This is a genomic window from Bradyrhizobium sp. USDA 4451 (assembly GCF_054822585.1).
This window is the reverse complement of record NZ_JBTRCH010000001.1, coordinates 333,022-359,617: the sequence shown is the minus strand read 5'-3', so window position 1 is coordinate 359,617 and position 26,596 is coordinate 333,022. Positions and strand designations below refer to the sequence as shown.

Genomic DNA, 26,596 nt, shown 5'->3' with positions numbered 1-26,596 from the left:
GATCAAGCTTGTGCACGCTGGCACATGACTTGCCATTGTCAGGCAGACTAAGCTCTTGAGAGGTAAACCATGATCAACCTGACAGATAGCGCGGTGAGTGCAATCAGAGGCGCGATGGCATCATCGATGCACCCGACCGGCGGCCTGCGCATTATGGTCGAAGCAGGCGGCTGCAATGGGTTCAAATACAATATGGGCTTGGCCGAGGTGCCGACGCTCGGTGACACCGTGATCGAATGCGGCGGTCTGAAGGTATTTGTCGACAGCAAGAGCCATGAGCATCTGATCGGCACGACCATTGATTTCGTCTTGGCGTCGGATCGCTCCGGTTTCACCTTTCAAAACCCGAACGCTACCGTGAGCTGCTCCTGCGGAAAATCGTTCAGCTGACGAAGACGAACATCGCTGCATGTTGGCGGAACCGGAACAATTATGGCAATCATCGGTCGCTGCAAGAGAGCGTTGCATTCGCGACGCAATCGGACAGATGCAAGTGGATCTGCATGGCGATCGTAGCAACTGTCGGCTCATCGGGACCAATAGCCACAGCACCATCGGCAGTCTGTATGGCGCATCCGCGTTCCGTAAGCGTCCTAGACTGACGGTGGACCGCATTCAGACGAGGCTGGTCGAAAAAATCGGCGAATGCGTTCGTCTCGTCCCGGTTGCGGCTGTCGGCGAGATAATGGATTGAGCGGAATTCAAGTGCCGATTTACCTCGACAATAATGCAACGACGCGGACCGATCCATCTGTTGTGCAAGCCATGTTGCCGTTCTTTACCGAGCAATTTGGCAACGCCTCATCCACGCATGCCTTTGGCGGCGAGGTTGCAGTCGCCTTGAAGCAGGCTCGGCGTAACTTACGGGGGTTGCTAGGCTGCGCTTACGATCATGAGATCGTGTTCACCTCGGGAGGGACCGAGGCCAACAATACCGCGATTCTCTCCGCACTTGAGACCGAGGAAAGTCGCGACGAAATCGTTACCACCTCGGTCGAGCACTCTGCCGTTCTTGCGCTAACCGAGCAATTGGCGACAAGAGGAGTCAAGACGCACGTCGTACCGGTAGATTCCCGCGGCCGGCTCGATATCGAGGCGTTTCGCAGCGCGCTTGGGCCACGGACAGCGATTGTCTCCGTTATGTGGGCCAACAACGAGACCGGTACGATATTTCCCGTCGAGTTTCTTGCAGGGTTGACCCATGAGGCAGGCGCGTTGTTTCACACCGATGCGGTCCAGGTCGTCGGCAAGACGCGCGTAGACCTCAAGGACAGCGCGATCGACATGCTGTCGCTATCCGCACACAAACTGCATGGGCCCAAAGGCATCGGCGCGCTATATTTGCGCAAGGGGACAAAGTTCCGGCCACTCATCTGGGGCGGATCACAGGAACGGCGGCGCCGCGGCGGGACGGAGAATATTCCCGCAATCGTTGGACTTGGAAAGGCTGCAGAGCTTGCGGCGGAACGGCTCGAACCGGAGCGCGTGCGCATTGCTGCGTTGCGCGACCGTCTGGAGCAGGGAATTCTACACATTGGCGAGTGCATTCCGCTCGGCGATATCAGCAACCGTTTAGCGAACACGACCAATATTGCCTTCGACCATCTCGAAGGCGAAGCAATCGCCCACCATCTCAATCGGACCGGCATTGCCGTGTCGCTCGGATCAGCCTGCAATGCGGGCTCAATGGAGCCATCGCATGTCTTGCAGGCCATGCAGGTGCCGGCGTGGAGCATGCGCGGTGCGGTGCGCTTCTCGCTATCGCGAGAAACCTCATTCGCGGAGGTCGACGAGGTCGTGTACGCCGTGTCTGACATCGTGGCTCGCCTGCGCGCCACTTCGCGGGAGTCGGCCCGCTTGGCCAGCCATAGCACTCAGTCAAGGAGTTGAATGTGAAAATCATGATCCGCCGGTCTCCAGAGGCAGGCCTGTCGATCTACGTACCAAAGAAGGATCTCGAAGAGCCGATCGTTGATTCCGAGTACGAGACGCTCTGGGGGGGATGGATCAAAATAGCCAACGGCTGGGTACTCGATTTGCCCAAAATGGCGAGCGATACAAAGTTGCCAATCACAATCGATGCCAAAAAACGAGGCGCGGACGGAGGGGGCCCGTGAAGGGGCCTCGGCGGATCGACTTTGTCGATGCAGCCGATGCCAAGACCATTCTCGTCGACATCGCTGCCGGGTTAAGGGCTGCGCGCGTGGTGCCCTATCTCGGTCCTGGCCTCACCGGACTGTCCGGATCCGATGTGCCGGCCACGCCCGAGGCGCTGGCCGACTTCTTCGCCAGCAAGATTGCGCTGCCTCGTCGGACCAAAGGCAATGCGTGGGCGTCGGCGCAGCATATCGAGGTCAGCAAACATCGCTCTACGCTGACGACATTGATGGTGCAGGCCTTCGCTCGATCAGCGGAGCCGACGCCGCTACATCATCATTTCGCGTCCCTGTCGCCGCCCGTCATCGTCGATGCATGGTACGATGGGGCGATGCGCGCCGCGCTGGGCAAGCGCGAGGGATGGGGTGAAGTGCAGGGTATTACCCGTGCCGGCATTGGCGAGAATCGTTGGTATCGCTTCTATGATTCCTCTGGCCAAGAGGTCGACAGTGCCGTGGCCGGCAGCTGGGCGACGGTGCTCTATAAGCCGCATGGCAGCGTGCACCCGGCCAACAACTTCCTGATCTCCGATGCTGACTATGTCGAGGCCTTGACCGAGATCGACATTCAGACGCCAATTCCGGACATCATCAAGGAAAGGCGGAGCGGACGGACCTTTCTCTTCATCGGCTGTCGCTTTAACGACCAGCTGTTGCGCAGCTATGCGCGGCAGATTATCAAGCGCTCGGGTGGCGCCCACTATGCGATCGTCGATCCGGATACGCTGTCGCGCAACGAGTTCCGCTTCCTACTCGAACAAGGTCTGGCGCCGCTTGCGATTCGGCTCCCTTGCGCGGTTGAGATACTGCTCACGCGTTAGACGTGTGAAGCTCGATAGCCCAACTGGTATCGCCAGTTGTGAGATGGCGCGATGCACGAAACGCCCGCTCAGATGAAGCCGGGTGTTGCGCGCGCTTTGGCACCATAATTGATGCGCCAGCCCGCAGAGTGAGTGAGGATGAGGACGTATCTGTCGCATTCTTAACAAGCGTATCATTGCCGCTCTTACATGTCTCAACGTCGGTCGGGCCGGCTAACGCTATGACGTGCTGGCCAAATGTCGTCTTCTGCGCCGTGGCATGTGAGTTGCTACGCCTCGTCTTAAGGCTCGCTCACGGATGGTCCTGGGAAGCCAATGTGCCTGCGGGGAAGAAAGAGAATGAATGCGGTCGTGGGGAGCGGCGGATACGCCAAAGCTGCGCCGGATAACGGCACGATGATGCAGTCTGCCGCCGAGCATAAGGGCTGTCGCACCGCAGCCAAGACAGCCCAGGCAGGCTGCGGGTCACAGACAAGCCAAGGCGATCTGCCGAGCGAAATCTGGGAAAAGGTGAAGAACCATCCCTGCTACAGCGAAGAAGCGCATCATCATTACGCCCGCATGCATGTGGCGGTCGCGCCAGCCTGTAACATCCAGTGCAACTACTGCAATCGCAAATATGACTGCGCCAATGAATCTCGCCCGGGCGTGGTGAGCGAAAAGCTTACCCCCGAGCAGGCGGTGAGAAAAGTGCTCGTGGTCGCGACCACCATTCCACAGATGACCGTGCTCGGCATCGCTGGTCCAGGCGATGCTCTCGCCAATCCAGAAAAGACGTTCAAGACATTCGAACTGGTCGCCAAGGCGGCGCCCGACATCAAGCTATGTCTGTCGACCAACGGACTGGCTCTGCCAGACCATGTTGACACGATCGTCAGGTCCAAAATCGACCACGTCACCATCACTATCAACACGATCGATCCCGAAATCGGCGCCAAGATCTATCCTTGGATCTTCTTCAACCATAAACGCTACATCGGCATCGAAGCGGCGAGGATACTCACCGACCGTCAGCTGCAAGGCCTGCAGATGCTTAGCGAACGGGGTATCCTGTGCAAGGTCAACTCGGTGATGATCCCCCACATCAACGATCAGCATCTCGTCGAGGTCAACAAGGCGGTGAAGGCGCGCGGTGCCTTCCTGCACAATATCATGCCGCTGATCTCCGCGCCTGAGCACGGCACAGTGTTTGGCCTAAACGGTCAGCGCGGGCCGACGGCGCAGGAATTGAAGACGCTGCAGGATGCTTGTGAAGGGAAGATGAACATCATGCGGCATTGTCGCCAGTGCCGCGCTGATGCTGTCGGATTGATCGGAGAGGATCGCAGCGCAGAGTTTAGTACCGATCAGATCATGAAAATGGACGTCAAATATGACCTTGCTACGCGGAAGGCTTATCAAGACAGGGTAGAGGACGAGCGGGCCGCCAGCGTCGTGGCCCACCAACAAGAGCTTACACAGTTCGCCGCCGAGACGAGCGCGATCACGGTTCTGGTGGCGGTCGCAACCAAGGGCTCGGGACTCATCAACGAGCACTTTGGGCATGCAAAGGAATTCCAAGTATACGAACTTTCTATATCCGGCGCCAAATTCATCGGTCACCGTCGCGTCGACGTCTACTGCCAGGAGGGTTATGGCGAGGAGGACAGGCTTTCGACCATCATTCGTGGCATCCATGACTGCCATGCGGTGTTCGTGGCCAAGATCGGCGGCTGCCCAAAAGGCAACCTGATCAAGGCCGGGATCGAGCCGGTTGATCAATACGCGCATGAGTTCATCGAGAAGTCGACGATCGCCTGGTTCAGGTCCTATCTCGACAAAGTGAAGAGCGGTGATGTCCAGCATGAGACGCGGGGCGACGCCGCGATCCGCCAGGGAGCTCTGATCTCCGCGGCGTAAGGGGGGTATATGCCATTCAAGATCATCGCCTCTCAATGTACCAGTTGCTCAGCTTGCGAACCCTTGTGCCCGAACGTTGCCATCTCGGAAAAGGGAGGAAGCTTTGTCATCGAAGCGACGAAATGCACCGAATGTGTTGGCCATTTCGACGAGCCGCAATGCGCTGCGGCCTGTCCGGTCGACGATACCTGCGTAATTGACAACTCCTTGCCCCGCTATCAGGCGCCAGCCTAGAACGCGAGCTTCCATGGACGGCATGCCAAGAGCTGGGGCTGAAAGCGTTGCAGACGTCGTGCGGCGCTTTGTCAACACCGCAGGTCTCGACCTTCGCACATTCCTTCGCGAAGGCGACTGCTGCGGATGTCATCGCGATCGTGCTGTTGCTCGCTGGCAGCGGAGCATCGGCAGGCATTTCATCTGGCGCGGCGCGCCAAAAACGCCTCTCAATTCCGAGCGTAGGCTTCTAGGCGGCGCGGCTATCGTTGACGTGACTGACGAGGCCACGCCGATCCGTGCATGCCCGGCGGGATCAGCCTTACCGACGCGCAACATCGCGAAATGGGCCGGGCGAGCGAAGCTGCCGATGACCTTCGAGGCAGCAGCCAAGTCGCTATCTGCCGGTCAGGGAGCGCTGATCGCGCGTACTTTGTTCGGTGAAGCCCCGGGCCAAGACCGGTGGACGGTTAACGCGACTGATGCTGCTCTTGATCACGCCGATATCATCATGCCGCGGTTGCATCCCTCCAGGTTGAAGGACTTCACCGGCCTCCCGATATGGGCCGGCAATCTGGAAGAAGGGACGAGGCCGCCACCAAGCTGTTCGAACTCGAGCCGACTGACACGATCGGTGCCGAATCGTTCGCGGACGTCCTTGAGCGGAGCAGCCAATCCGATGATCGACCACATTGGCAACGCCGTCCCGGAGCATCACTGCAATTACAGTGCCTGCGCTCGTCCGTCGCGCAAGAAGGGCTGCGACTGCCGGCGTCCGGCTATTTGCGCAAATGATCGTGCCGGCAACGTCTCCAGCAGTTCTCCCAGCAGAATCCCGCGCTCAGCAACGGCGGCGTTTGGCGCGCAGACGTCGAGGTCCGAGCGATCGTGTCCACGCAAGCTAATGCCGTTGTCTTATTGTCGATGCTTGACGGCCATAGAAGCCTCGTCGTCCAAGCCGGAAGATCGTTTCATACCGGGAAATGATGCCGATGCGGACCGACAAGGAGCTGGCGACACTCTCGTGCGCCACTTCGCCGCGCAGCTCCACAATCAATCGGTCTGCGCCAAGGACGTCCAGTTCCGCCACATGGTGCCGCGTCGCGCTGCCGTTGCTGGGCTACTTGGCGTAACTACGGGCAGATACGCTAGAGCGCGGCTAGATATCGCAGAACGGCTGTCACGAACGGCCCTACATCGACATCCTGGTCAGCACGTCGACACGAACTGGCGAACCGCATTGCGGTGGACGAATTGGCTGAGTGCGGCGAGGGATGAGCAACAATCGTGAAAGATGTCTCCTGGTCGGGCTGGGCGGCACCCCCGGCTTGTCTGCCAGCGAGCGATGCATGAGGAGCGCTACATGAGCGGTATTGTTCGCGACAGCGACGTCGTCGAGCTCGACGAGCCGCCTGTCTTCAGTTTCAGCCAAAAGGTACGAGCCAATCGTACCATCCGGAATGATGGCACCTTTCGTGGCAAGGAGATTGGCGACATCTTGGTCAAGAAGGGTGAGATCGGTTACGTCATCTCGATCGGCACATTCCTGCAGCAGTTCTACATCTACGGTGTCGAGTTTCTGGAAAGCGGCTACCGCGTTGGCATGAAGCGCAAGGAACTCGAGCCAGTGGATGGCAGCGGGGAGGTCGATGATCTGCCATTGCCGGAAGACGCCGTGTCATGAGTGAACCCGGCTTTCCAAAATATCGGCGAGGCCAGCGGGTTATGACCGCAGTCGATATCATCAACGACGGCTCTTTTCCCAATGCGAAGCCTGACGGCGTCTTGCTCGGTGCCGGAGTGGTTGGAGAGATCATCAGGGTTGCCATCCATACCGAGGCGAACGTGCCGATCTATACTGTCGATTTTGGAGAGCGGCTGCTCATCGGTTGTCTTGAAGAAGAAATCACAGTTCTTTGAAGGGAGGCTTTTACGATGAATGCCGGGCTGATGAGGAAGGTCAAGACCGGGCTGGTGGCGCACCCCAACGAGCTTGATCGCAGGCGGATCGAGCGCAGCTTGAGCTCCCGCACGCGCTATCTCTACGTCTCGCCGAAGGTGACGCCGGTGAAGGGCGGCTACCTCGTCGAGAGCCCCTGTTGCTCGCGCAATATTGACAAGGACGGCGCTCTAATCGACGTCGCGCTGATTCTCTATGATGGCGTGAGCGGAATCTGGAAGGTGTTTTGCAAGAACCACGCCCAAGGAATCTGGGAATTTTACAGCCTATATCACCGCCTGACTTCAGCGATCGAGGAATTGAACGCGGATCCGGAGCATCTGTTCTGGCAATGAGGGGCGGCTTTTGGGGGGGCAGAGGAGCCACGATGACGCTCACTACGCAGGAATTGATTGAAATCGAGCAGCTGCTTGCGGTCGACAGGGGCCGAGGAGGAGCCGTTTGTCGAGCTGCGGCGCCGGTTTCCGCAGCTTGCTTGTGTGCGCTGCGATGCGTCGGATATCACTGATCAGCCATTCCGGCAGTTTGTGTGTTTCGATCTCCATCTGATCGATGGATCGGATCACTGCGTGCAGCTTACGGCCGATCCGTCGCGGGCGACCGGCATCATATTGGCCAAAAGAGACGCTGCGCAGTGAGCGGTACTGAGCTCGCAGGGCATCCGTGCGATGGCGCGCACAATCTGGAGAATAATGTATCCTTCATCCCACTGTCGGACCCGGATATTACCGTCGCTGAGCTCTCTGCAGTGGAAACCCTGCTGTGTTCGTCGCAGATCTCCAGTGGACGGATCACTGAGGCGTTCGAGCAGGGTTTCGCGGCTTATCTGGGCCGCAAACATGCCGTTGCGGTTTCGAGTGGTACTATTGGGCTCCTGCTTGCACTGAAGGCGCTCGGGATCGGAGCAGGGCACGAGGTCATCGCCTCGCCCTACGCCTTTCGCGAAACAGCGCATGCCATCAGTCTTGCAGGCGCACGCGTGGTATTTGCCGACGTCGACTATTGGTCGGGAACATTGGTTCCCGCGAAGGTCGAGGAGAGGATTACGGCCAGCACGCGGGCGATTGTCGCCGCCAATCCGAACGGTCATCCTGCGCCATGGGCAGAACTGCGGACGGTCGCACAGCGCCACCGGCTGTTGCTTTTGGAGGATTCTACCGAGGCGATCGGATCGAGTTACAAGGGGGAGCTCGTCGGCCGATTTGGCGACCTGGCCGTGTTCGACTTTGCCCAGCCGGTAGCCCTAAGCTGCGGTGAAGGCGCAATGGTGGTGACGGATGACATCGATATTGCGGTTCGGTTGCGCCGCCATCGCGCCCATCGCCTGGACGAGCGATTCTCAGTTGTCGTCGCGAGCACAGCACCTTACCAGGCTGGCATGAGCGATCTCACGGCTGCCTTGGGGCTGGCGCAGCTGAAGCGTCTCGATGAAATCTTGGAGCGGCGTCGGCTCATCGAGCAGCTCTATAACGCACATATCCAGTCATTTGAGGGCATCAAGCCGCCTTATGTCGGTCCCGATGTGACGGATGTGAACTGGATGCTTTATCTCGTTCAATTAGGGACACGCTTCACGCGATCCGGTCGGGACGCCATTATCGATGATCTGCGCGCCGCCCAGGTTCAATCCGCTGCCTACAGCCAACCGCTGCATTTGCAACGCCACTATTATGACCTCGGTTATCGCCGTGGCGATTTCCCGGTTACGGAAAAGGTCGCCGATCGCGCTTTAGCGCTGCCGTTTCACACCCATCTCGCGAACAAGCAGATCGCGTTTATCGTGGAGACCATGAAAGATGCCTCGATCAACGTGGGCGCAGGTGCGGCGATCTACTGAGATGATCGTTATGCACCAGATGAAAGGAGGAGGATTGATTGAGTGCAATCGGAGCTTTGGGCGCGCGCGAGATGAGAAATCAACCGAGCGCATGTCATGCGATGCTCCGCGGGCAGATAGCGATCGGCGTAAATGCGGAGTACGCCGCATGCCGCTGCATCCTGTACTGTTCGGAATGCTGTGGGAGAAATGCTCCAGCCTCGCGCTCGCAAAAAACATGCTCGATCGTCGCAAAGTGCCGTGCCCACGCCGTGGCTTGAGGCCTACGCGCCAAGATGCTCGAATCTGAGCACGCCATCTTCGGTTTCGGCTGGGCTGTCTCGAGTTAGTCAAACAGAGATTACTATGAACGTACAAGAAGTCATCATTCACGTCCGCTTCGCTCCGAACGGGAGAGTGGTCCAGATCAGCGAGCGCCCGGCAAAGCTCACGCCGAACCAATGGTTTGAAGTCCTCAATGCCCGCGCTAGCTCGGCATATCGGCCGCTCGCTCGTGGCCGTGGCATTTTCCGACTGAGCCGCACTACGATCGAAGCCTTCAAGCAGGAGACCGCGAGGCCGGGATAACCAAACGATGATCGGGAACGCAACGCGCGATCAGATTGAGGTTTTTGCCGTCTGTCCGGCCGATGCCATCGAGCGGAGTGGCGCCAGGGGCTTTAGCCTGTCGCGTATCGATGACAGCGGCGAGAGCCGGCTGTTTTCCATTATTGTGGTGCGCACCTTCGGCAACGACTATTTTGGCTATGTCAACCGTTGTCCGCATGACGGCGTCTGGCTCAACATCGGCTCCGGCGAGTTTTTCTCGGCAGACCGCTCCTTTCTCCGATGCGGCCGGCACGGTGCAAGGTTCGAGATCGAAACCGGAGTGTGCATCGATGGTCCTTGCAATGGACAAGCGCTTGAGCCGGTTGCGCTCGCCGTGATCGAAGGTGACGTTTGCCTATGCGGCGTCAAGCTGCTGGAGCAGGATCGGGCTTCCGAATGCTTCGAGTACAGCGAAGAAACAATGGATATCACGATCCATCCCGATTAGCGGCGGATCATTTGGCTGTTGTTCAAGTTGTCTGAGGGATTTTATCAGAGGACGAAATCGTCGCTCCTGAGCGCTGGTGCAGATGGACATTACGCTTTCTTAGCTTGTCAGAGCAAACGGCAATCCAGCGCATTGCTGCCAGACGCCCGGCGAGCTCCGCCGCAACAACAAAAGGCTGCTCTTACGTCAACTCGCCAAATGGACCTGGCAGGCGGGACATGGTTTTTGCTGCCGGCCGATAGAATAGTTCAAGAAAATGTCCTCGGCGGCTGGAAGTCCGCCGAGGACACCGTCTGGGCTGCGAGAATGGGGAGACCCAGACTGACAGGATCGTTTGGGAGGAACAATGACGATCCTGTGTCCGAAGCTTTTGGCCGTCCGCCATGGCTGGCTTATTGCCTGGGCTGCAAGTGCGATGCCAAACGCCTTAATGCGACCTCTCAATGTATAGCGCTCGGCTCCTCAGTGGGCGCCGCCGGTTTACGGACGCATGTATGAATCAACACGTGTTCGCTGTTCGACATTAAGGCGGCAAGTGCGCCTTGACGGTATCGTGCACGGCTGTGGGCGCGATCCGGGACCGCTGTGTTGCCGCGGCCGATCAAGTCCATGCAAGCCTAAACAATCACCTTGAACGCAGGTCGGCGATCACTCCTGGCTGGTCTTTCGCGACAGGCGCTATCTTGTTGAGGTAAACAATAGTTCGGCAACGCTGGAGCGCATCATGCAATGTTGGGCGAACGGATACGGTGGCTCGCGCCGATGATGCAGCTAGCCGATCACGCCAAGGCTGAGCAGGGCGTTGGATTTCACGAGCCGATCGCTCACCGCTGGAAAAGCGGCATAGGGCTGTCGAAGCTTGTTACGACGTGATCATGAAACAGCCGAAACAGAGCGATCGCAACTGCCGCATATCTGCGTGCGAACGGCCGAGGAAGAATGGAGAGCGTCAAAACGCGAAGCCAACGATTGTTCTGTCCAAAACAGAAGAAGAAACGACATTGTTGGAACTCCAGCATCAACGATGAGGAGCGCCTTGGTAGAACAAGAGATCGTCGTAAAAACGCGAGGATTGTGCATCTGGTGTAGAACTTGCTTTGGAGCAACCGGACCATTGAGCAATGAAGGAGCGAAGAGATTGCGATGATAGGAGAAGACGTTGAATCGGATCAGGAAGGTTGTGCCGCACGTGAGTCGTCATCCGTCGCTGATCGTCAGCGATTAAAGTTAGTGTCGCGTTAGCTCATTTCGCCTGCGTTCCCAGGGCACGCGTCGAAATCAGTAACATCAATCGATCGATGCGGCGTTCAACAGCAAGAGACACTGTGAGGGCGATGCGAGCCCGGGGCCATGTCTCTTTCGGATCACTTGCACCGATCACAGGATAAGCACATGGATTCAGAAACCGAATTCGAGCTCCCCCAAATTTATAGGCATCACGTCTTTGCCTGCAACACGCAGCGTCCGCCTACCCATCCGCACGGCAGTTGCGGCGCCTCTGGCGCGCAAGCATTGTGGGATCGAATGGGCAAGGCGATCGAAGCGCAAGGCCTTAATGATATCGGTTTCACGATGGCTGGCTGCCTCGGCTATTGTAACTCCGGTCCCTTGATGGTCATATATCCTGGCGGGATCTGGTACCGCGCGACTACGCCGGAGGACGTTGACGAAATCCTGGAGTCCCATCTCAAGCAGGGCAAACGAGTCGACCGCCTCGTAATGGTGCTAAAGCGCAGCTAAACGCCTTGCTTCGCGCCGCTTGGCCGGGCAATCGAGCATGGACAGCTTCTCCGTCGATTAGCTGTCCCTCGGCGCGTCGGTCGGCTCAGGATGACCGGGCGGCGTTCAGGCGTCAGGGCGTGCGAGCAGCACGTCATGGAGCTTATCGTTAAGGCGCTCTTTGAGACGTTCGGTGAGATGGGGCCCAGATTAGAGCGCTGCTCGTACCCGGGGCCTGAACCTTGAGCGTCAACTCCCTTGTCAGACGGTCATTGTCACGGCGCAACGCACCGCCTTGAAAATTTTCGGCCCCGATCGGCAACTGGCGCAGTCGCAACGCCTGACAAAGCAAGAACGTATTTCTTTGATAGCTATCGGATCAATCTGTACGCGACACGGGGTAAGCCAAGGTGCGGATGGCGCTCACTGTCTTCGCGAGACGACGCGTCTTTGACACGCCATCTCGCTCGCGGACGCACTGCGGTGCGGTTGAAGGACGCGCTCGACGGCTCGCCGCGTCCGGATTGATCAACCTGGTCTTCTTCTCTGGATTCTGTCCTGACGTCAGAACTTGTAAGCGATGCCGCCGCTGATGAGCCATGGGTCGATATTGGCACGCCCGTAGACGGGAATCGCATTGTTTACGGTCGCAGAATAGTCCGGTCGCAGCCACAGTTTCTTCACGTCGAAGTTGAGGCCCCAATGACGGTCAAGCATGTAATCGAAGCCGAATTGGACTGCCGCGCCGAACTGGTTGCTGATGCGCAGATCGGTCACGGTAAGGCCGGCGAACGACGTATTGGCCGCCGACTGATTGAAGAATGCGGTGTAGTTGATGCCTGCGCCGATATAAGGCTTAAGTGGGCCGAAATCGGTAAAGTGATATTGCAGGGTCAGCGTCGGCGGCAATAGCCAGGCTTTGCCGATATCGAGTCCAGTAAGCGCGCCAGTGCCGCTGATCTGATGGCGGGTCACACCGAGAATGAGTTCGGCCGCGATGTTCTTTGTGAAGAAATAGGTGATGTCGAGCTCCGGTATGGCTTGATCGCTGATCGACAGCCCAGAGTTGGCAGAAGACAGCGAGGGCACCCCGCCGACGTGGACTGAACTGCCTGAGGTATCCGGCAGAACGCCGAGCACCCGCAGGCGGATCATCCATGGATTGAACGGTTCGATCGGAGGCGCTTTGTAGTAAACCGGCGCCGGACCGAGATCCGCAGCCTGTGCCGAGATGCTGGCCAACGAGATCGCGAGCGAGAGGAGCGACGTCGTCGTCAGGATTGTGTTTTTTCTCATCGAATTCTCCATTCCAATAGTCGCGCGATAAGGCGCGCGAGAACTCTGTCACACGGGACGAGCGGCGGAGGATTTGATGCGGATCAAAAAGGTGCCTGGCTCACCGCAATTATACGGCTGAGTTGCATAAGAGGCACGGCCGTCGAAGCGTCGTTGTCTTTGCTCAGATCGCTTGTTCGATTCATAGCCTGTGCTGAGTTCAGTCTCTTCAGCAAATTGCTTGTTGGCTTGAGTCCCTGGTCCAACCAGTCCCGCTCGGCCATCTACGATCAAGGTGGCGATGCAGCAACCCCTCGCATTGGGGGCGCACACCCAAGGCGCAATATGGAGAGATCCGTGTTACGGAGCAACCATGCCGGCCTTCTCAGCGAAGGCAAAATCGGCGATCGCGAAGCAAGCCGGAAGCAGGAAATCTGGTTCTTCGCATGGTGCGTCACATCAAAGCGTTCTGTCCCAGCCTCACATTTGCGGACAGCGCGTCTCGTTTGCGTCATGCGCACATCCCTCGAGATCAGCTGGGGTCTTGCGGTCAAGCAGCGACAGCACGAGTTCATGATCGAATCCAGCGCATCGTGATCCGTCGACGTCGATCAGAGGCCTGCGTATCAGGAGCCGATCGTCTAACATCAACGCTAGTGCGCTCTGGGCGTCAATCATGGCGGGATTGACTTCGCCTGATTTGATACGGGGGGCCGCTTGGTTGAACCAGGAGGCGACCGGCGTATTGCCGAAGAAGCGGCGCAATTTTTCCGAAGTCCACGGCTCCGTCAAAATATCTTTGGCTATAATGTTGTGACCGGCAGCGTTGAGCGCTTGAAGCTGACGGGCATTGGTCGCGCAGCGGGGCTTTTGATAAAAGATGACTGTCGCCATGTCATACCCATGTCGGAAGGTCGAGCTGAATTGCCATGTGGCTGCTACGTTCTACGCCCATTCGATGGTCTTACCGATCATCTTCAATGTCGGTTGGCTGAGCGCTGCTGGTATCCGCTGTCCGGTTAGTCTGGATCGCAACCGACATTGTCGCACTGCTCAAGTCCCAGAGAGCCGGTTCACGAGAGGAATAGCAAGTTCCATTCCAAGTCCCATTCCATGGCTGAAGAATTGGATAGCCCATGCAAACAAACTTCTCGCGCCAGCAGTTGCCGCTCTTGTTCGTTTTCTGACAGCCGCGCTGACCGATAGGTTCCAAAACAGCTAGGCGCACTCACGGGCACCTCGCTTTTCAAATGTAATCAAAGACTTGGGGAGCGCTTATGAGCGTTGGCATGGCGGTTGCTAATATCGGGCAGCAACACTGAGTGAGGGCTGAGTGCACGCCGACGCGTAAGACGAGCGATGTGCTCCTTCCCTTGAACCCGTGTGCCCCGTTTCTGAGAGAGAAACAAGCTCGCGCATCAGAAGCGCGCAACGTTTGGCAAATCGGTTGATGGAGAGCAACATGTCTTCACTAAGGCAAATCGCGTTCTACGGGAAAGGTGGCATCGGCAAGTCGACGACTTCCCAGAACACGTTGGCGGCGCTGGCCGAGATGGGTCAGAAAATCCTGATTGTCGGGTGCGATCCTAAGGCGGACTCGACTCGCTTGATCCTGCACGCCAAGGCGCAGGACACGATTCTGAGCTTGGCGGCGAGCGCCGGCAGCGTGGAGGATCTTGAACTAGAGGACGTGATGAAGGTCGGCTACAAGGACATCCGCTGCGTGGAGTCCGGTGGTCCTGAGCCGGGCGTCGGCTGCGCCGGTCGTGGCGTCATCACTTCAATCAACTTCCTCGAGGAGAATGGCGCCTACGAGAACATTGACTACGTATCCTATGACGTGCTCGGCGACGTCGTTTGCGGTGGTTTTGCGATGCCAATCCGTGAAAACAAGGCGCAGGAGATCTATATCGTGATGTCCGGTGAAATGATGGCCATGTATGCCGCCAACAACATTTCCAAGGGTATCCTGAAATACGCCAACTCGGGCGGTGTGCGGCTGGGTGGCCTGGTCTGCAATGAACGACAGACGGACAAGGAGCTGGAACTGGCGGAGGCACTGGCCAAGAAGCTAGGCACGCAGCTGATCTACTTCGTGCCGCGCGACAACGTGGTGCAGCATGCCGAACTCCGCCGCATGACAGTGCTTGAGTATGCACCGGACTCGAAACAGGCCGATCACTATCGCAATCTCGCTACCAAGGTTCATAACAATGGCGGGAAGGGCATCATTCCGACTCCGATCTCCATGGACGAGCTCGAGGACATGCTGATGGAGCATGGCATTATGAAGCCGGTCGACGAAACCATCATCGGCAAAACTGCTGCCGAACTTGCGGCCTCGTAAGGGTCGTGAGTCGCGGCCTTGTCAAGGCCCGCGACGGATGCCGGCCTCCCCCAACCCCCATCCGGGGAGGCCGGCATTCTGATCAGCGCCGCCGGCCGGGACCAGGATGCGGCGGGGTAAATCTGGCCGCTATAGAGACCCATAAGATCATGTCCGAAGTGCACTTCCTTCCGTTCATGGTTGCTCGTGAGCCTGATGCGAGCAATGGCAGCGGAATTGTTGTCTACCGCCTCCTCACCGGCGTACCTCCTGCGGATGCCGACGTTGCCAGTGACAGTCATTTTGACCGCCACGCTTTGGCATCTATTCTGGCGGCTGCCACGATGGATGGTGGCGCTCTTCCGGAGAAGGCTGGCCTATCGGGCGATGAACTCGCGGCTTTGCTCGCGCGGTACTTTTCCTCACTTGAGGTCGGACTCCCCGATGAGCTCCTGAGGTACACATGCGACGAGAACGAAGAAATCGCAATGGTGCGCGATCTTCTGCTAAAGCACCGCTCGACGGAAGGAGATCTCGGCCGCTGGCTGGCTGCCATGATCGCACGACGAGCCATCGAACCAGACCATCTATGGGAAGATCTCGGATTGCGCAATCGTGGCGAGCTCTCTCGGTTGCTCAGCCGTCATTACGCGCCGCTCGCCGCGCGCAATGTCAACAATATGCGTTGGAAGCGTTTCTTCTATCGCATGCTTTGCGAGAATGAAGGCCTCGCGATGTGTACAACACCAGTGTGCACGCAATGTAACGACTTCAACCTGTGTTTCGGCGAAGAAAGCGGTGAGAGCCGGATGGCGGAGCGCCGGCGCGACCTTCTGCTGCTGGCGGCCCGCCAGGAGGTCGCAGCTGACTGGCCCATCTGACTTGCTTGTTCTCGTACGTTGCGGCACGAGAGCGCCCCCAGATCTGGCGAACTCCGGCAGGTTGGTTGTGCGGCCAAACGCCGTATCGACGCCAGCAACTGACCATGGATCCAAGGCAGCCGGCTAGAATTGCTCAGTGATCAAGCGCCACATCTCGGCGCGCTGCAATCGCGTTGGCTTTCGAGCGAGACTTGGGACCAGACTTGCGAATAGCAAGGTGTCCATTTCAGGAGCCCGTCGCCTTCGATAATCCGTTGGGGGCGAAGGTTAAGGACGGAGCGTAGATTTTCAATCGGTTGCCGGGGATAGCGCAGTGGCATGCGGGTTGCTGAAGGAGACGTGGTCAAACGATGAGGAGCCAGCCTGCGTGATCGCCTCTATCAACGAACCCTCATGGTCCGATCAAGAACGCGCAAAGCCGACCGTGCTTAACGATACCACGCTAAGGGACGGGGAGCAGGCGCCCGGTGTTGCGTTCACCACAAAGGAAAAGCTGGCGATCGCGCAGGCGCTTGCGCGGGCCGGGGTCACGGAGATCGAGGCGGGAACGCCCGCGATGGGCAGCGAGGAAATCACAGCAATCCGCGCCATTGTCGAAGCAGATCTTCCGCTGACTACGATAGGCTGGTGCCGGATGAGGGAAGCGGACGTCGACGCGGCGATTGAAGCCCAGGTGTCCATGATCAACATGTCGATCCCGACTTCCGATGTGCAGATCGCGGCCAAGCTTGGCGGTCATCGCGGTCTGGCACTGGAACAGGTGAGGCGATTGGTCGGCTATGCTCGTCAGAAGGGGCTTCAGGTCTCTGTTGGCGGCGAGGACGCTTCGCGCGCCAACGTCGAGTTTCTGATCCGGCTGATTGCAGTCGCAAAAGCCGCGGGCGCGCGTCGCTTTCGTATTGCAGATACGCTCAGCGTGCTTGATCCCGACGCAACCTACACGCTCGTCAGGAAACTGCGTGTGACCACCGATTTGGAACTTGAATTTCACGGTCACGACGATCTCGGACTCGCAACCGCCAATACACTCTCCGCCATCAAAGCTGGCGCGAGCCACGCTTCGGTGACCGTCATCGGGCTAGGCGAGCGGGCCGGAAACGCGCCGCTTGAGGAAGTCGCGGTCGCACTCAAGCAGCTCTACGGGCGCGAGACCGGCATCATACTTCCGGAACTCGAGAACGTCGCCGCACTGGTGGCAGCCGCGGCCGCGCGTGCCATTCCTCTGAATAAGGCCATCGTTGGAGAGCACGTATTCACGCACGAATCCGGTATTCATGTCGATGGCCTTTTGAAAGATCAGCGTACCTATCAGTCGCTTGATCCGGCTTTGCTTGGCCGCCGCAACCGCTTTGTGATCGGCAAGCATTCCGGACTTGCGGCGATTACGGCATTGCTCGATGAACTCAAGCTCGCCGCCAGCGCCGATCAAGCAAGACAGATCCTGTCGCAAGTTCGCAAGCATGCGATCGACCACAAGCTGCCGGTCGAGCGCCAAACGGTGGCGGCAATTTGGCGTGACGTGTGCGGATGTCCAGTCACGCGAGGCGGGTGAAGAGCCGTGCTCAGCATCGTTTACGCCGACTATTCGAGAGACCAAGTGTGTCGCGAGGAAGCTATCCGATGCCACTGATTGGCGCGAAAATGCCCCACTTCCGCATGCCAGCGCGCCGGTCGCAAATCTGCGCTCCAGTTGTTGCGGGCTATTTCAGCATTCATGCTGTGATCTGCAATCCAGAAGCGAGCCGTCCGCGGACTGCCAAGCGACGTCTTCTCTTGAGGCTGCCGTCCCGCGCGGCCACCGGTCGGACGAGCGTCAGCACCGATTGCGGTTTGGCCGTTCATGCCCCTTCCTCATCCGGGCTGACGTCGCCGCCCGCCGAACCTGCAGATCTGGATCGCGAATTTGCAGTTCCAGGGCGGGCGTTGGCGATGCGCATCCTGCTGTGCGAGGTAGAACAGCGGCAATATCATCAGGCGCTAAGCGTATTTTGCTTTGCGTCCGAGAGCTGATCCAGAGGAGACTTTTCGATGATCAACTCATTCGCGGCGGCCCCTATCCTGGACCGGTTAAGCAACGCCGCATCGGCAGAGGAGTTCTTTTCGTTGCTTGGCGTCGATTATGATCCCAGGATTGTAAATATCGCGCGCCTTCACATCCTAAAGCGCATGGGACAATATTTCGCCAAAGAGCAATTTTCTGGCGCCACAGAGCCGGAAATCAGAGCTCGCTGCAAAGCGATGCTGGAGCAGGCTTATGCTGATTTCGTGGCATCGCCGCCGATTGATCAGCGCGTCTTCAAGGTCTTGAAGGATGCGGTTGCAGGCTCAGGCAAGCCGACAGGTTTTGTTCCATTGAGCGAGCTGAAGTGACCCCGCGTTCCACCGCAATGAGGTGTTCTCCAACGATTGCCGTGCTGTCTGAAGGCTCCTTCATCCGGATCATCTCTCTGCCAGCATGACCCGAGCGGCGCTGTCGCATTCCCGACCCATGTCCGGACTGTTCTCGTCCAAGGCCCTGAGCAAGCATTTAAGTGTCTGTCAAATCACTGCGTCCGCCTGATTGTTAGTGGTTTTTGCAAGTGGTACGACACTTGCTGTTGTCGTGCCTATCGCGTCATCGATGTTGACAGATGGCGGTCGACTGAAGGGAAGAACTATGACGCTGCTTCTACCGCCTAATGAGCGATGCGGCATGATCTCGCGGCTCACGCTCGCGCCCGGTCCGTTCGATATGGCCTTTGATGCGGACGAAGCCAACACAAACCGTGAGATGGTGGTCAATGGCTAAGTCGTCCGTTGCGAAACAGCTGGAGAGGGTATGTACGTAGTCGTCAGCGTCGAGCAGGTCCGCGGATGCGCGCAAAGGGGCATTCGTCGCAACGCGGATAGCAACATGCGTTCGGCGGGCGCGCCAAGCTCCGCCGATGCAAGGTGCCGGGGCTGGAGGCTGGCCACGCAATGGATGGCAGCTGCGGTCCTCGGATCGGTTTGGTGCTCGCAGCCGGTGCTGAGCGCCGGGCCGAAAGTGAGGCTCCGATATTGCAGAGTAAGCGGACGCAGCAACTCTTCCGGGCGCCGACGCCGCAGGGGCGTCGCCGGCACCATGACGCTTGTCGAGCCGGACGCGCGAGGGACTACCGTTGAGGACATTCCTGGCTCTGGCCCGCCCGGAGCGTCTACGTCGATGACGAGACTTATTGCCTGGTCGCTTTGCACCAAGCGGGCCGGGCAGCCGAGCAGCCGGCTACTTGCTGATCAGAACTGATCCTCAGTAAACCGAATCTAGACACAAACCTGTGGCGCGGGCGCGCGTATTCTTGAGGGGACTTTAAAGCATGAGCAATGTCACCAAAACGGCTATGCCTGCGGCGGCCGGCCGCGCAGCAGCCAAGAAGGAACTGCCGGAGCACTTTAAGGCCTACAAGCATGTCTGGGTTTTCGTCGAACTGGAGCGCGGCCAGGTGCATCCGGTTTCCTGGGAGCTCATGGGAGCGGGGCGCAGGCTTGCCGACAAGCTGAAGGTGAATCTCGCCGCCGTCGTCATCGGCCCGGAGGGGCAGTCCACCCGTAACGCCGCACTTGAATCCTTTTGCTATGGGGCCGATCTGACCTATCTCGTGAGCGACAACGTTTTGACGGATTACCGCAACGAGTCCTATACCAAGGCGCTCACCGAACTCGTCAATACCTACAAGCCCGAGATCCTGCTGTTGGGCGCGACCACGCTGGGGCGCGATCTCGCGGGTTCGGTGGCGACCACTTTGTCGACGGGACTCACTGCCGACTGCACCGCGCTCGATGTCGACGCCGATGGTTCTCTTGCGGCGACCCGTCCGACCTTTGGCGGCTCGCTGCTCTGCACGATCTATACCTTGAATTATCGTCCGCAGATGGCAACCGTGCGCCCGCGGGTTATGCCGATGCCTGAGCGCGTCGCACGTGATGCCGCCCGTATCATCGTCCATCCACTCGGCCTCGTCGAAGACGACATTGTCACGAAAGTTCTGTCGTTCCTCCCAGATCGTGATTCCGAGACATCAAATCTGGCCTATGCCGACGTCGTGGTTGCGGGAGGCTTGGGACTGGGATCGCCTGAGAACTTCCGGCTGGTGCGCGAGCTTGCAACTCTTCTTGGCGCTGAATATGGCTGCTCGCGTCCTCTGGTGCAGAAGGGGTGGGTTACGTCTGACCGGCAGATCGGTCAGACCGGCAAGACGATTCGGCCAAAGCTCTATATTGCGGCCGGGATTTCCGGCGCGATCCAGCACCGGGTAGGTGTCGAGGGGGCGGATCTAATCGTCGCCATCAATACTGACAAACGTGCTCCGATCTTCGACTTCGCCCATGTTGCGATCGTCAGTGATGCCATGCAATTGCTGCCGGCGCTGACGGCGGCATTTCGCGCTCGGCTCTTGCCGAATTCGCGCGCCCGGATCGCGGTTTAGAGGAGATGATGATGATTGAAGAGAGGTTCGATGCCATCGTGGTAGGGGCGGGTATGGCTGGTAACGCAGCGGCGCTGTCCATGGCCAGGCAAGGCATGAAGGTGCTGCAGCTCGAGCGCGGCGAATATCCTGGATCGAAAAATGTGCAGGGCGCAATCCTCTACGCGGACATGATGGAAAAGCTAATCCCCGAGTTTCGCGAAGAGGCGCCGCTCGAACGTCATCTGGTTGAACAACGGTTCTGGATGATGGACGACCGCTCGCATGTCGGGATGCATTACCGCTCGGACGATTTCAACGAGGAACGGCCGAACCGTTACACGATCATACGCGCGCAGTTTGACAAATGGTTTTCGTCAAAGGTGCGCGAAGCCGGCGCGACCGTCCTCTGCGAGACGACCGTGACGGAGCTCGTACGGGACGAGCGGGAAAGGATTGTCGGCGTTCGTACAGACCGCCGCGACGGCGAAATACGTGCCGATGTCGTCGTGCTCGCTGAAGGGGTCAATGGTCTGCTTGGGACGCGCGCGGGCCTGCGCGCGCGGCCAATACCCGATAATGTTGCGCTCGCCGTCAAGGAAATGCACTTCTTGCCCCGCGAGACCATCGAAGCGCGTTTCAATCTAAAGGGCGATGAAGGCGTCGTGATCGAGGCTGCGGGCACCATTTCCCGCGGTATGACCGGAATGGGTTTCATCTATGCCAACAAAGAGTGCATTTCGCTGGGCATCGGTTGTCTCGTCGCCGATTTCCAGCGCACCGGCCAGACGCCCTACGGCTTGCTCGATCAATTCAAAAGGCATCCCTCTGTGTTGCCTCTGCTAGCTGGTTCCGAAGTCAAGGAATATTCGGCGCATCTCATCCCTGAAGGAGGCTACAAATCGATCCCGCAGCTCTACGGGGAAGGTTGGGTGGTCGTTGGCGATGCGGCGCAACTCAACAATGCCGTTCATCGCGAGGGCTCCAATCTCGCGATGACCTCAGGTCGCATAGCGGCCGAAGCGGTCGGCCTGGTGAAATCGCGCGGCGAGCCGATGACAGCGACAAACCTGTCGCTCTACAAGAAGATGTTGGATGAGTCCTTCGTCATCAAGGACCTCAAGAAGTACAAGGATTTGCCGCCGCTGATGCATACTCACTCACAAAACTTCTTTCTCACCTATCCGCAGCTCATCTCTAAGGCAATGCAAAACTTTGTGCGGGTCGATGGTACGCCAAAGGTTGAGAAGGAGAAGGCGACCTTGAGATCGTTTGTCAAGGCGCGCTCATGGATGGGGCTGTTCGGCGATGCATATCGCTTTGCGCGAGCCTGGCGCTAATTATCAAACAGTGTGAGTTCCAAGTATGGAAGGACAAAGCATGGATGCCGAACCCTCGGTGCGCGTGGAAGACAAGCTGTATTACAACCGCTACCTTGTCGACATTGGTCGTCCTCACGTAAAGGTTCGCGCACACACGACCCCATCGCCGCAGCTAATTGCGCTTTTGAAAGCGTGCCCCGCGCGATGCTATGAGCTGAACGATGAGGGGCGGGTCGAGGTGACTGTCGACGGCTGTATCGAATGCGGTACCTGCCGGGTGATCGCCGAGCCCACCGGCGATATTCAGTGGAGTTACCCGCGCGGCGGATATGGGGTGCTGTTCAAGTTTGGCTGAGGGTGAGGTGAGAATGGAACGAAGCCGTGGTACGAACCGCCCCTAAGCGTCGGAATATTAGCTTCTTTCGCACGTTCCGCCTTTGGCACGGTGCGAGCAATTTGAGCTAGACACGTATCAAGGTAACAGGACCGGTGTGGCGATACGGAACGGCGCCACACCCTGTCGATCGGATGGCAGAGGAGGCATCAGCCCGTTGCCTGGGATGGGCTCCGCCGAACGGCTTCGATAGCAATCGCCACTGACTGGACGATAGCAGCAGAACGCACGGCAGTGAGGATCACTTCGGAGCTGACGCCCGCAGCTCGCAGTGTCTTCTCGTGGGCATCGATGCAAGCACCGCATCCGTTTATTGCGGAGACAGCAAGTGACCATAGCTCGAAATCAGACTTATCAACACCCGGACTGCCAATCACGTTCATGCGCAGCCGTGGCGGCATTGTCTTGTATTCCGGGTTAGAGGCGAGGTGAACGAAGCGGTAGTAGACATTGTTCATCGCCATCACTGCGGCCGTAGATTTCGCTGCCGCGATCGCCACAGGCGTCATCTCCGCGACCGCGGCGGATTCCATTGCGGCAATTACGTCTGCATTGCGGGTCGCAATCGCGCTCGCCAGCAACAGCCCGTATTGCCGCTGCGGCGAGAGTGTCTCATCGGCCATCAAGGACGTCAGATTGAGTCTGACGTCCTTGGCGAAATCGGGGATCTTTTCGCTCAACTGTTCAATCGACGACATGCTGCCTCAAGCGACCTTCAGGACTTCGCCGCCGATTTCGCGGTTGCAGGGACAGAGCTCGTCGGTTTGGAGGGCGTCCAGCACGCGCAGTGTGTCCTTGGGGCTGCGCCCAACGTTGAGATTGGTCGCATAGACGTGCTGGATCCTGTTGGCGGGGTCAACAATATAGGTGTAACGATACGCGACCCCTTCAGGGGAACGCACACCAAGGCCATCGACCAGGGTCCCCTTTGTGTCGGCAAACTGCCAGATTGGTAAATTTTGCAAATCGACATGTGAGCGTCGCCACGCAAGCTTGCAGAACTCGTTGTCAGTCGAACCCCCCAGGACTACTGCATCGCGGTCGACGAATTCCTTGGAAAGCCGAGCAAACTCGGCGATTTCGGTCGGGCAGACGAAGGTAAAGTCCTTGGGATAGAAGAAGATGATCTTCCATTTTTCTGGGAAGCTGGCTTCGGTCAACGTCTCGAATGCACTCTGCCCATCTTCTTCCTGCGCTTGAAAGCCAGGCTTCACGCCTGTGACCTCGAACGGCGGCAATTGACTTCCTATTCCAAGCATACGGTCCTCACACGTTTGTTTTCCGGACATGGTGACCACGCTGGTGAAGCAAACGACATGCCATCAGTTCTCAAGAGCCGACTGTCCTGGTTGTGCCGCGCAGCGGCTTGGCTGCAGGGGTCGCCTCGCGCGTTAAGGCCGCTCGAAACGGCAGGTTGATCACCACGCTGCGAGGATTTGCAGCATCTGAAACAGGAATGAAACTCAACCAGGCTCGCTGCGGTCGCAATGAAGGCTTGAAATCTACGTAGCGTCAGGTTGGACGGCAGTCAGACCTCAGTCTCACCAATCTCGTCATTGATCGGCAGGCACTGCAAACCCGGCTGAGGGGCTGATATCGGCCTCGACTGAGTAGCGCCAAGTTGATTGAACTGCGACTTCTCGCCGGTCGAACGTCCACAATCGGAGCCTTGCATCAAAGCAATCATGGTGCCTCGCAACGAGGGGCGGAGCCCGGAGCTAAGGCTGTTTTCAGAGACGGCGAAGGAGCCCGACGAGCGATTTCGGAGCCGACGTATCCGGTGGTCGTACAGTGGTCATCAAGCGCTCCGGTAACACAGTGCCTAAATTGTCGCAGCTGGGAATGAAAGCCCAGCTGCGCGCTAGGCACGTGGAGATATAGCGCCACCATCGCTGAACGATTTGGCGATCGCAAAATAGCAACTTGCCAATATTAGCCGGGAGAGTTCGCCAAGCGGCAAGGCATCTAACTAGAACGGCTGTCAGAAGTGGTACGTCACGGGCGACTGGGTCGACGAATTCGGCGCGGGGGCGGTCGCCAGTTGTTTGCGCCGGCAAAATGCTCTTCTCGATGAGATCAACCAGGTCGCGAAGCGCTCGGAAAGCGATAGCTGCGGTCTTCGCAAGTCCATTTGTGTCGAGCTTATAGACAACGCTGCGCTGCCGACTTGCTCGGAAATCGAGATTTCTTGCCCTGACGTAATGTCCCCTGCGGCCAAGCCGGGTACCGTGTGCGCCCGTCAAGTGTCGTCGGATGACGGCGCCGACGCGTACGGCTTGCCGCGCGAGATCATGGGCTAAATCGCGCCGTAGGACATCTACATCGTCTGACCGGTCGAAGACGGCCGCAATATGCTTCGGATTTATCTCATCAAGATCGTCGATCATCGTCGTACTCCGATTGCTGTTCGTTTCCCGTATCGGCGCTTATCTGTCGAATACCTCGTGCTGGTGTGGAAGGCCCTACGCGCAACCGCTCCGGAACTGCGACCGGCACGGCGCGCGCGACCTCGGCGAATACGTCAATGCCATTGCCGAGCCGTAGCGCATCAAAGGAGCGACGCGGGATGCGGGCCAGAAGCGGTACGCCCGAACGGCCAGTTTCGAGAGCCAGGACCAAGGTGACTTCAGCGTCGTCGAACGGCAGAAAGGCTTTGATGCGTGCCGGAAAGACATTGAGGATGGAGCTGGCGCGCGGCGGCTCGCACGCGATGCTGACATCGCCGGCTGCGACGCGCAGCCGCAGCTGTGCGCCCGGCCTAAGCGGCGCTCCAGGAACCAACAGGCGCGCACCTTTGAGGCGGAGAATGATCAACCCATAGCGCCCGTCATAGCCGCCGACCACGGTATCCAGGCAGACTGCCGCATCGCCGCGCGCGGCAAGAGCCGGGCCGATCTGAACGACATTGAGTGGCCCAGCCGCAGTCACAACGCCATTTTTCATCATGACGAGATGATCGGCAAAGCGCTCTATGTCAGCCATGTCATGACTGACATAGATCATGGGTAATGGGAGCTCTTCCCGCAAGCGCTCGAGAAACGGCAAGATCTCGCATTTAGCGGAGCGGTTGAGCAAAATGAGCGGGTCGTCAAGCAAAAGTAGCCGAGGTTGTGCTAGCAGCGCGCTGCCCAGGGCAAGGCGCTGTCGCTCAGCGTCAGAAAGATGTGATGGCGAACGCTCGAGCAGCGGGGTAAGGGCGAGCAATTCGACCACGCCATCAAAATCGATCAGTGTCGGTTTCGATTTCGACGCGTTGAACAGAAGGGTGCGCTTGACGGACAGATGAGAAAAGAGAATTGGTCGTTGGAATACATAAGCGACGGGACGCAGATGAGGTGGCCGAAACGTCGTCTGATCTTGCCAAATCTCACCATCGATTGCGCAAAATCCACCCGGCAGACGCTGCACGCCGGCGATGCAGCGTGCGAGCGCGGTTTTGCCGCAGCCAGGCGGGCCGAAAATAGCCGTGACGCCTTTCGCGGGTACGCTAAACTGGGCCACTAGGGGAACGTTTGCGAGAGAGCCGTTGAAGGCGAATTCGATATAGCCAGATCTTGCTTCTCTCACGTGCCCGCGCCTGTGATGCATCTTTCTACCAAGATCACGAGCAGAATCGTCGCGATCACCATGCCTCCGAGAATCCAGTCTGTTCCGCTCCAGCCCGGTGTCTCCGCCCCCAAAAGGCCATAACGCATGGCTGCGGCTCTACAGATTGATGGTGTTAGGATAAGCGGCTTGTTGAGCATCTCCGAGCTATCGATGATCGTGGCAATCGGACGCTGCCCTGCGCGCTTGCCGATCACACAGGGAGAGCCCAATTCCAGCATCGTGGAACGCTCAGCCGGCTTGGCCGGACCAAGGGTGTTCATTGCAAGCTGAAATAGCGCCGCTTGTGTCGTTGAGCGGGAAGGCTGTCGGCTCGCGCCGGAGCTCAAGATTGGCTTTGCGGCCGAAATCCGCTCCAATGACGCCACAGTTTTGTTAGCAGACGTGAAGGCTGCGCCGGTGGCCCTAATGGTGGCTTCTGCGTTCCCCGGTGCAAGCAGCATCAAAGTCAGATCGATCAAGATCAATCGGATAAGCCTCATTCTGGACCCCGGGCCCGTTGCGACCGCTTTCTTCGCGGCAGCTCGTTGAACCTTGCCCAGCAATCCGCGTGCCGTTTCAAGGAATATGGCGTGCGGCTCGCGTGACAAAGGGGGTTCGCATCGCTCTCCGCCCCGGCGCCTTAGATGGTCGCGCATGCTTATGGTGGGGTTTTGGACGCTCGCGTCATCAACCGCACACGGAGGGCGATGAGATGACAGCTGCGCGAGATGCTATCGTCGCTGCG

The 26,596-nt window shown here is 58.4% G+C and carries 29 protein-coding genes and 1 pseudogene; 22 read left to right on the top strand and 8 right to left on the bottom strand.

What is annotated here, in order from left to right; genetic code table 11:
• Positions 1-69 precede the first annotated feature (69 nt).
• The 6 genes from ACVMB0_RS01535 (at position 70) to ACVMB0_RS01510 (ending at position 5,110) form a co-directional block, all read left to right on the top strand.
• Positions 70-390 carry a HesB/IscA family protein gene (locus ACVMB0_RS01535; RefSeq protein WP_461345092.1) on the top strand — a complete coding sequence of 107 codons (321 nt, stop codon included), beginning with the start codon at positions 70-72 and terminating at the stop codon, positions 388-390.
• Positions 391-690: 300 nt separating this feature from the next.
• Complete coding sequence (gene nifS / locus ACVMB0_RS01530; protein WP_461345091.1) at positions 691-1,890, top strand: cysteine desulfurase NifS; 1,200 nt, start codon at positions 691-693, stop codon at positions 1,888-1,890.
• A gap of 2 nt (positions 1,891-1,892) precedes the next feature.
• Positions 1,893-2,117: a putative nitrogen fixation protein NifT gene (gene nifT / locus ACVMB0_RS01525; protein ID WP_461345090.1), complete on the top strand. Its 225-nt coding sequence runs from the start codon at positions 1,893-1,895 to the stop codon at positions 2,115-2,117.
• Positions 2,114-2,977: an SIR2 family NAD-dependent protein deacylase gene (locus ACVMB0_RS01520; protein ID WP_461345089.1), complete on the top strand. Its 864-nt coding sequence runs from the start codon at positions 2,114-2,116 to the stop codon at positions 2,975-2,977. Before nifT ends, ACVMB0_RS01520 begins: the two co-directional genes overlap by 4 nt.
• 339 nt (positions 2,978-3,316) lie before the next feature.
• On the top strand, positions 3,317-4,876 hold the full coding sequence (gene nifB / locus ACVMB0_RS01515) for a nitrogenase cofactor biosynthesis protein NifB (protein WP_461345088.1): 1,560 nt from the start codon (positions 3,317-3,319) through the stop codon (positions 4,874-4,876).
• Between the two features lie 9 nt (positions 4,877-4,885).
• Positions 4,886-5,110 carry a 4Fe-4S binding protein gene (locus ACVMB0_RS01510; RefSeq protein ID WP_461345087.1) on the top strand — a complete coding sequence of 75 codons (225 nt, stop codon included), beginning with the start codon at positions 4,886-4,888 and terminating at the stop codon, positions 5,108-5,110.
• Positions 5,111-5,584: 474 nt separating this feature from the next.
• Here ACVMB0_RS01510 and ACVMB0_RS01505 read toward each other — a convergent pair whose 3' ends face one another.
• Positions 5,585-5,782: a hypothetical protein gene (locus ACVMB0_RS01505; RefSeq protein ID WP_461345086.1), complete on the bottom strand. Its 198-nt coding sequence runs from the start codon at positions 5,780-5,782 to the stop codon at positions 5,585-5,587.
• 670 nt (positions 5,783-6,452) lie between these two features.
• On the opposite strand from ACVMB0_RS01505, the gene ACVMB0_RS01500 reads away from it, so the two are divergent.
• From ACVMB0_RS01500 to ACVMB0_RS01470, 7 genes and pseudogenes are all read left to right on the top strand, one after another.
• Positions 6,453-6,773 carry a nitrogen fixation protein NifZ gene (locus ACVMB0_RS01500; protein WP_229157541.1) on the top strand — a complete coding sequence of 107 codons (321 nt, stop codon included), beginning with the start codon at positions 6,453-6,455 and terminating at the stop codon, positions 6,771-6,773.
• Positions 6,770-7,009 carry a nitrogen fixation protein NifZ gene (locus tag ACVMB0_RS01495; protein WP_461345085.1) on the top strand — a complete coding sequence of 80 codons (240 nt, stop codon included), beginning with the start codon at positions 6,770-6,772 and terminating at the stop codon, positions 7,007-7,009. The genes ACVMB0_RS01500 and ACVMB0_RS01495 overlap by 4 nt, the downstream gene beginning before the upstream one ends.
• Before the next feature lie 15 nt (positions 7,010-7,024).
• Positions 7,025-7,384 (top strand): DUF3024 domain-containing protein, encoded by a 360-nt coding sequence (locus tag ACVMB0_RS01490; protein WP_461345084.1) that lies wholly within the window; start codon positions 7,025-7,027, stop codon positions 7,382-7,384.
• A gap of 32 nt (positions 7,385-7,416) precedes the next feature.
• Positions 7,417-7,687 (top strand): annotated as a pseudogene (locus ACVMB0_RS01485) (hypothetical protein).
• 44 nt (positions 7,688-7,731) lie between these two features.
• The gene (locus ACVMB0_RS01480) at positions 7,732-8,886 is read left to right on the top strand and encodes a DegT/DnrJ/EryC1/StrS family aminotransferase (RefSeq protein ID WP_461349570.1); all 1,155 of its coding nucleotides are present in this window, start codon (positions 7,732-7,734) and stop codon (positions 8,884-8,886) included.
• A gap of 574 nt (positions 8,887-9,460) precedes the next feature.
• Positions 9,461-9,922, top strand: coding sequence for a Rieske (2Fe-2S) protein (locus ACVMB0_RS01475; protein ID WP_461345083.1), 462 nt, complete (start codon positions 9,461-9,463; stop codon positions 9,920-9,922).
• A 1,392-nt stretch (positions 9,923-11,314) separates the two neighbouring features.
• A complete protein-coding gene (locus tag ACVMB0_RS01470) occupies positions 11,315-11,662 on the top strand; it encodes a (2Fe-2S) ferredoxin domain-containing protein (RefSeq protein ID WP_461345082.1) in 348 nt (115 codons plus the stop codon).
• 543 nt (positions 11,663-12,205) lie between these two features.
• Here ACVMB0_RS01470 and ACVMB0_RS01465 read toward each other — a convergent pair.
• Both ACVMB0_RS01465 and ACVMB0_RS01460 read right to left on the bottom strand, forming a co-directional pair.
• Entirely contained in the window at positions 12,206-12,937 is a 732-nt protein-coding gene (locus tag ACVMB0_RS01465) for an OmpW/AlkL family protein (protein WP_461345081.1), read from the bottom strand.
• Positions 12,938-13,396: 459 nt separating this feature from the next.
• Positions 13,397-13,810, bottom strand: a complete 414-nt coding sequence (locus tag ACVMB0_RS01460; RefSeq protein ID WP_461345080.1) for an ArsC/Spx/MgsR family protein — start codon at positions 13,808-13,810, stop codon at positions 13,397-13,399.
• Between the two features lie 568 nt (positions 13,811-14,378).
• Between ACVMB0_RS01460 and nifH the strand changes: the two genes are divergently transcribed.
• The 9 genes from nifH to ACVMB0_RS01415 all read left to right on the top strand — a co-directional run bounded on the left by nifH (position 14,379) and on the right by ACVMB0_RS01415 (position 22,224).
• Entirely contained in the window at positions 14,379-15,263 is an 885-nt protein-coding gene (gene nifH / locus ACVMB0_RS01455; RefSeq protein ID WP_229157553.1) for a nitrogenase iron protein, read from the top strand.
• A gap of 149 nt (positions 15,264-15,412) precedes the next feature.
• A complete protein-coding gene (locus ACVMB0_RS01450) occupies positions 15,413-16,123 on the top strand; it encodes a nitrogen fixation protein NifQ (protein WP_461345079.1) in 711 nt (236 codons plus the stop codon).
• Between the two features lie 367 nt (positions 16,124-16,490).
• Complete coding sequence (gene nifV, locus ACVMB0_RS01445) at positions 16,491-17,675, top strand: homocitrate synthase (protein WP_461345078.1); 1,185 nt, start codon at positions 16,491-16,493, stop codon at positions 17,673-17,675.
• A 68-nt stretch (positions 17,676-17,743) separates the two neighbouring features.
• On the top strand, positions 17,744-18,133 hold the full coding sequence (locus ACVMB0_RS01440) for a hypothetical protein (protein ID WP_461345077.1): 390 nt from the start codon (positions 17,744-17,746) through the stop codon (positions 18,131-18,133).
• 18 nt (positions 18,134-18,151) lie between these two features.
• Complete coding sequence (gene nifW / locus ACVMB0_RS01435) at positions 18,152-18,493, top strand: nitrogenase stabilizing/protective protein NifW (protein ID WP_461345076.1); 342 nt, start codon at positions 18,152-18,154, stop codon at positions 18,491-18,493.
• Positions 18,494-18,779: 286 nt separating this feature from the next.
• Entirely contained in the window at positions 18,780-18,911 is a 132-nt protein-coding gene (locus tag ACVMB0_RS01430) for a hypothetical protein (RefSeq protein WP_461345075.1), read from the top strand.
• 547 nt (positions 18,912-19,458) lie between these two features.
• The gene (locus ACVMB0_RS01425) at positions 19,459-20,568 is read left to right on the top strand and encodes an electron transfer flavoprotein subunit alpha/FixB family protein (protein WP_229157559.1); all 1,110 of its coding nucleotides are present in this window, start codon (positions 19,459-19,461) and stop codon (positions 20,566-20,568) included.
• An 11-nt stretch (positions 20,569-20,579) separates the two neighbouring features.
• A complete protein-coding gene (locus tag ACVMB0_RS01420) occupies positions 20,580-21,887 on the top strand; it encodes an FAD-dependent oxidoreductase (protein ID WP_461345074.1) in 1,308 nt (435 codons plus the stop codon).
• Positions 21,888-21,927: 40 nt separating this feature from the next.
• Positions 21,928-22,224: a ferredoxin family protein gene (locus tag ACVMB0_RS01415; protein WP_461345073.1), complete on the top strand. Its 297-nt coding sequence runs from the start codon at positions 21,928-21,930 to the stop codon at positions 22,222-22,224.
• A gap of 188 nt (positions 22,225-22,412) precedes the next feature.
• Here the strand turns inward: ACVMB0_RS01415 and ACVMB0_RS01410 are convergent, their stop codons facing one another.
• The 5 genes from ACVMB0_RS01410 to ACVMB0_RS01390 all read right to left on the bottom strand — a co-directional run bounded on the left by ACVMB0_RS01410 (position 22,413) and on the right by ACVMB0_RS01390 (position 26,330).
• Entirely contained in the window at positions 22,413-22,961 is a 549-nt protein-coding gene (locus tag ACVMB0_RS01410) for a carboxymuconolactone decarboxylase family protein (RefSeq protein WP_461345072.1), read from the bottom strand.
• 6 nt (positions 22,962-22,967) lie between these two features.
• Positions 22,968-23,522, bottom strand: coding sequence for a peroxiredoxin (locus ACVMB0_RS01405; RefSeq protein WP_076828230.1), 555 nt, complete (start codon positions 23,520-23,522; stop codon positions 22,968-22,970).
• A gap of 471 nt (positions 23,523-23,993) precedes the next feature.
• Entirely contained in the window at positions 23,994-24,650 is a 657-nt protein-coding gene (locus ACVMB0_RS01400; protein ID WP_461345071.1) for a DUF2478 domain-containing protein, read from the bottom strand.
• On the bottom strand, positions 24,634-25,830 hold the full coding sequence (gene modC, locus ACVMB0_RS01395; RefSeq protein WP_461345070.1) for a molybdenum ABC transporter ATP-binding protein: 1,197 nt from the start codon (positions 25,828-25,830) through the stop codon (positions 24,634-24,636). The genes ACVMB0_RS01400 and modC overlap by 17 nt, the downstream gene beginning before the upstream one ends.
• The gene (locus tag ACVMB0_RS01390; RefSeq protein WP_461345069.1) at positions 25,827-26,330 is read right to left on the bottom strand and encodes a hypothetical protein; all 504 of its coding nucleotides are present in this window, start codon (positions 26,328-26,330) and stop codon (positions 25,827-25,829) included. The genes modC and ACVMB0_RS01390 overlap by 4 nt, the downstream gene beginning before the upstream one ends.
• Between the last annotated feature and the right edge of the window lie 266 nt (positions 26,331-26,596).

What these genes read in the sequence shown, in the direction of transcription:
- ACVMB0_RS01535 (WP_461345092.1), top strand. Translation starts at nt 70, where the DNA reads ATGATCAACCTGACAGATAGCGCGGTGAGTGCAATCAGAGGCGCGATG.
- nifB (WP_461345088.1), top strand. Translation starts at nt 3,317, where the DNA reads ATGAATGCGGTCGTGGGGAGCGGCGGATACGCCAAAGCTGCGCCGGAT.
- ACVMB0_RS01510 (WP_461345087.1), top strand. Translation starts at nt 4,886, where the DNA reads ATGCCATTCAAGATCATCGCCTCTCAATGTACCAGTTGCTCAGCTTGC.
- ACVMB0_RS01505 (WP_461345086.1), bottom strand. Translation starts at nt 5,782, where the DNA reads ATGTGGTCGATCATCGGATTGGCTGCTCCGCTCAAGGACGTCCGCGAA.
- ACVMB0_RS01500 (WP_229157541.1), top strand. Translation starts at nt 6,453, where the DNA reads ATGAGCGGTATTGTTCGCGACAGCGACGTCGTCGAGCTCGACGAGCCG.
- ACVMB0_RS01495 (WP_461345085.1), top strand. Translation starts at nt 6,770, where the DNA reads ATGAGTGAACCCGGCTTTCCAAAATATCGGCGAGGCCAGCGGGTTATG.
- ACVMB0_RS01490 (WP_461345084.1), top strand. Translation starts at nt 7,025, where the DNA reads ATGAATGCCGGGCTGATGAGGAAGGTCAAGACCGGGCTGGTGGCGCAC.
- ACVMB0_RS01475 (WP_461345083.1), top strand. Translation starts at nt 9,461, where the DNA reads ATGATCGGGAACGCAACGCGCGATCAGATTGAGGTTTTTGCCGTCTGT.
- ACVMB0_RS01470 (WP_461345082.1), top strand. Translation starts at nt 11,315, where the DNA reads ATGGATTCAGAAACCGAATTCGAGCTCCCCCAAATTTATAGGCATCAC.
- ACVMB0_RS01465 (WP_461345081.1), bottom strand. Translation starts at nt 12,937, where the DNA reads ATGAGAAAAAACACAATCCTGACGACGACGTCGCTCCTCTCGCTCGCG.
- ACVMB0_RS01460 (WP_461345080.1), bottom strand. Translation starts at nt 13,810, where the DNA reads ATGGCGACAGTCATCTTTTATCAAAAGCCCCGCTGCGCGACCAATGCC.
- nifH (WP_229157553.1), top strand. Translation starts at nt 14,379, where the DNA reads ATGTCTTCACTAAGGCAAATCGCGTTCTACGGGAAAGGTGGCATCGGC.
- ACVMB0_RS01450 (WP_461345079.1), top strand. Translation starts at nt 15,413, where the DNA reads ATGTCCGAAGTGCACTTCCTTCCGTTCATGGTTGCTCGTGAGCCTGAT.
- ACVMB0_RS01440 (WP_461345077.1), top strand. Translation starts at nt 17,744, where the DNA reads ATGCCACTGATTGGCGCGAAAATGCCCCACTTCCGCATGCCAGCGCGC.
- nifW (WP_461345076.1), top strand. Translation starts at nt 18,152, where the DNA reads ATGATCAACTCATTCGCGGCGGCCCCTATCCTGGACCGGTTAAGCAAC.
- ACVMB0_RS01430 (WP_461345075.1), top strand. Translation starts at nt 18,780, where the DNA reads ATGACGCTGCTTCTACCGCCTAATGAGCGATGCGGCATGATCTCGCGG.
- ACVMB0_RS01425 (WP_229157559.1), top strand. Translation starts at nt 19,459, where the DNA reads ATGAGCAATGTCACCAAAACGGCTATGCCTGCGGCGGCCGGCCGCGCA.
- ACVMB0_RS01420 (WP_461345074.1), top strand. Translation starts at nt 20,580, where the DNA reads ATGATTGAAGAGAGGTTCGATGCCATCGTGGTAGGGGCGGGTATGGCT.
- ACVMB0_RS01415 (WP_461345073.1), top strand. Translation starts at nt 21,928, where the DNA reads ATGGATGCCGAACCCTCGGTGCGCGTGGAAGACAAGCTGTATTACAAC.
- ACVMB0_RS01410 (WP_461345072.1), bottom strand. Translation starts at nt 22,961, where the DNA reads ATGTCGTCGATTGAACAGTTGAGCGAAAAGATCCCCGATTTCGCCAAG.
- ACVMB0_RS01405 (WP_076828230.1), bottom strand. Translation starts at nt 23,522, where the DNA reads ATGCTTGGAATAGGAAGTCAATTGCCGCCGTTCGAGGTCACAGGCGTG.
- ACVMB0_RS01400 (WP_461345071.1), bottom strand. Translation starts at nt 24,650, where the DNA reads ATGATCGACGATCTTGATGAGATAAATCCGAAGCATATTGCGGCCGTC.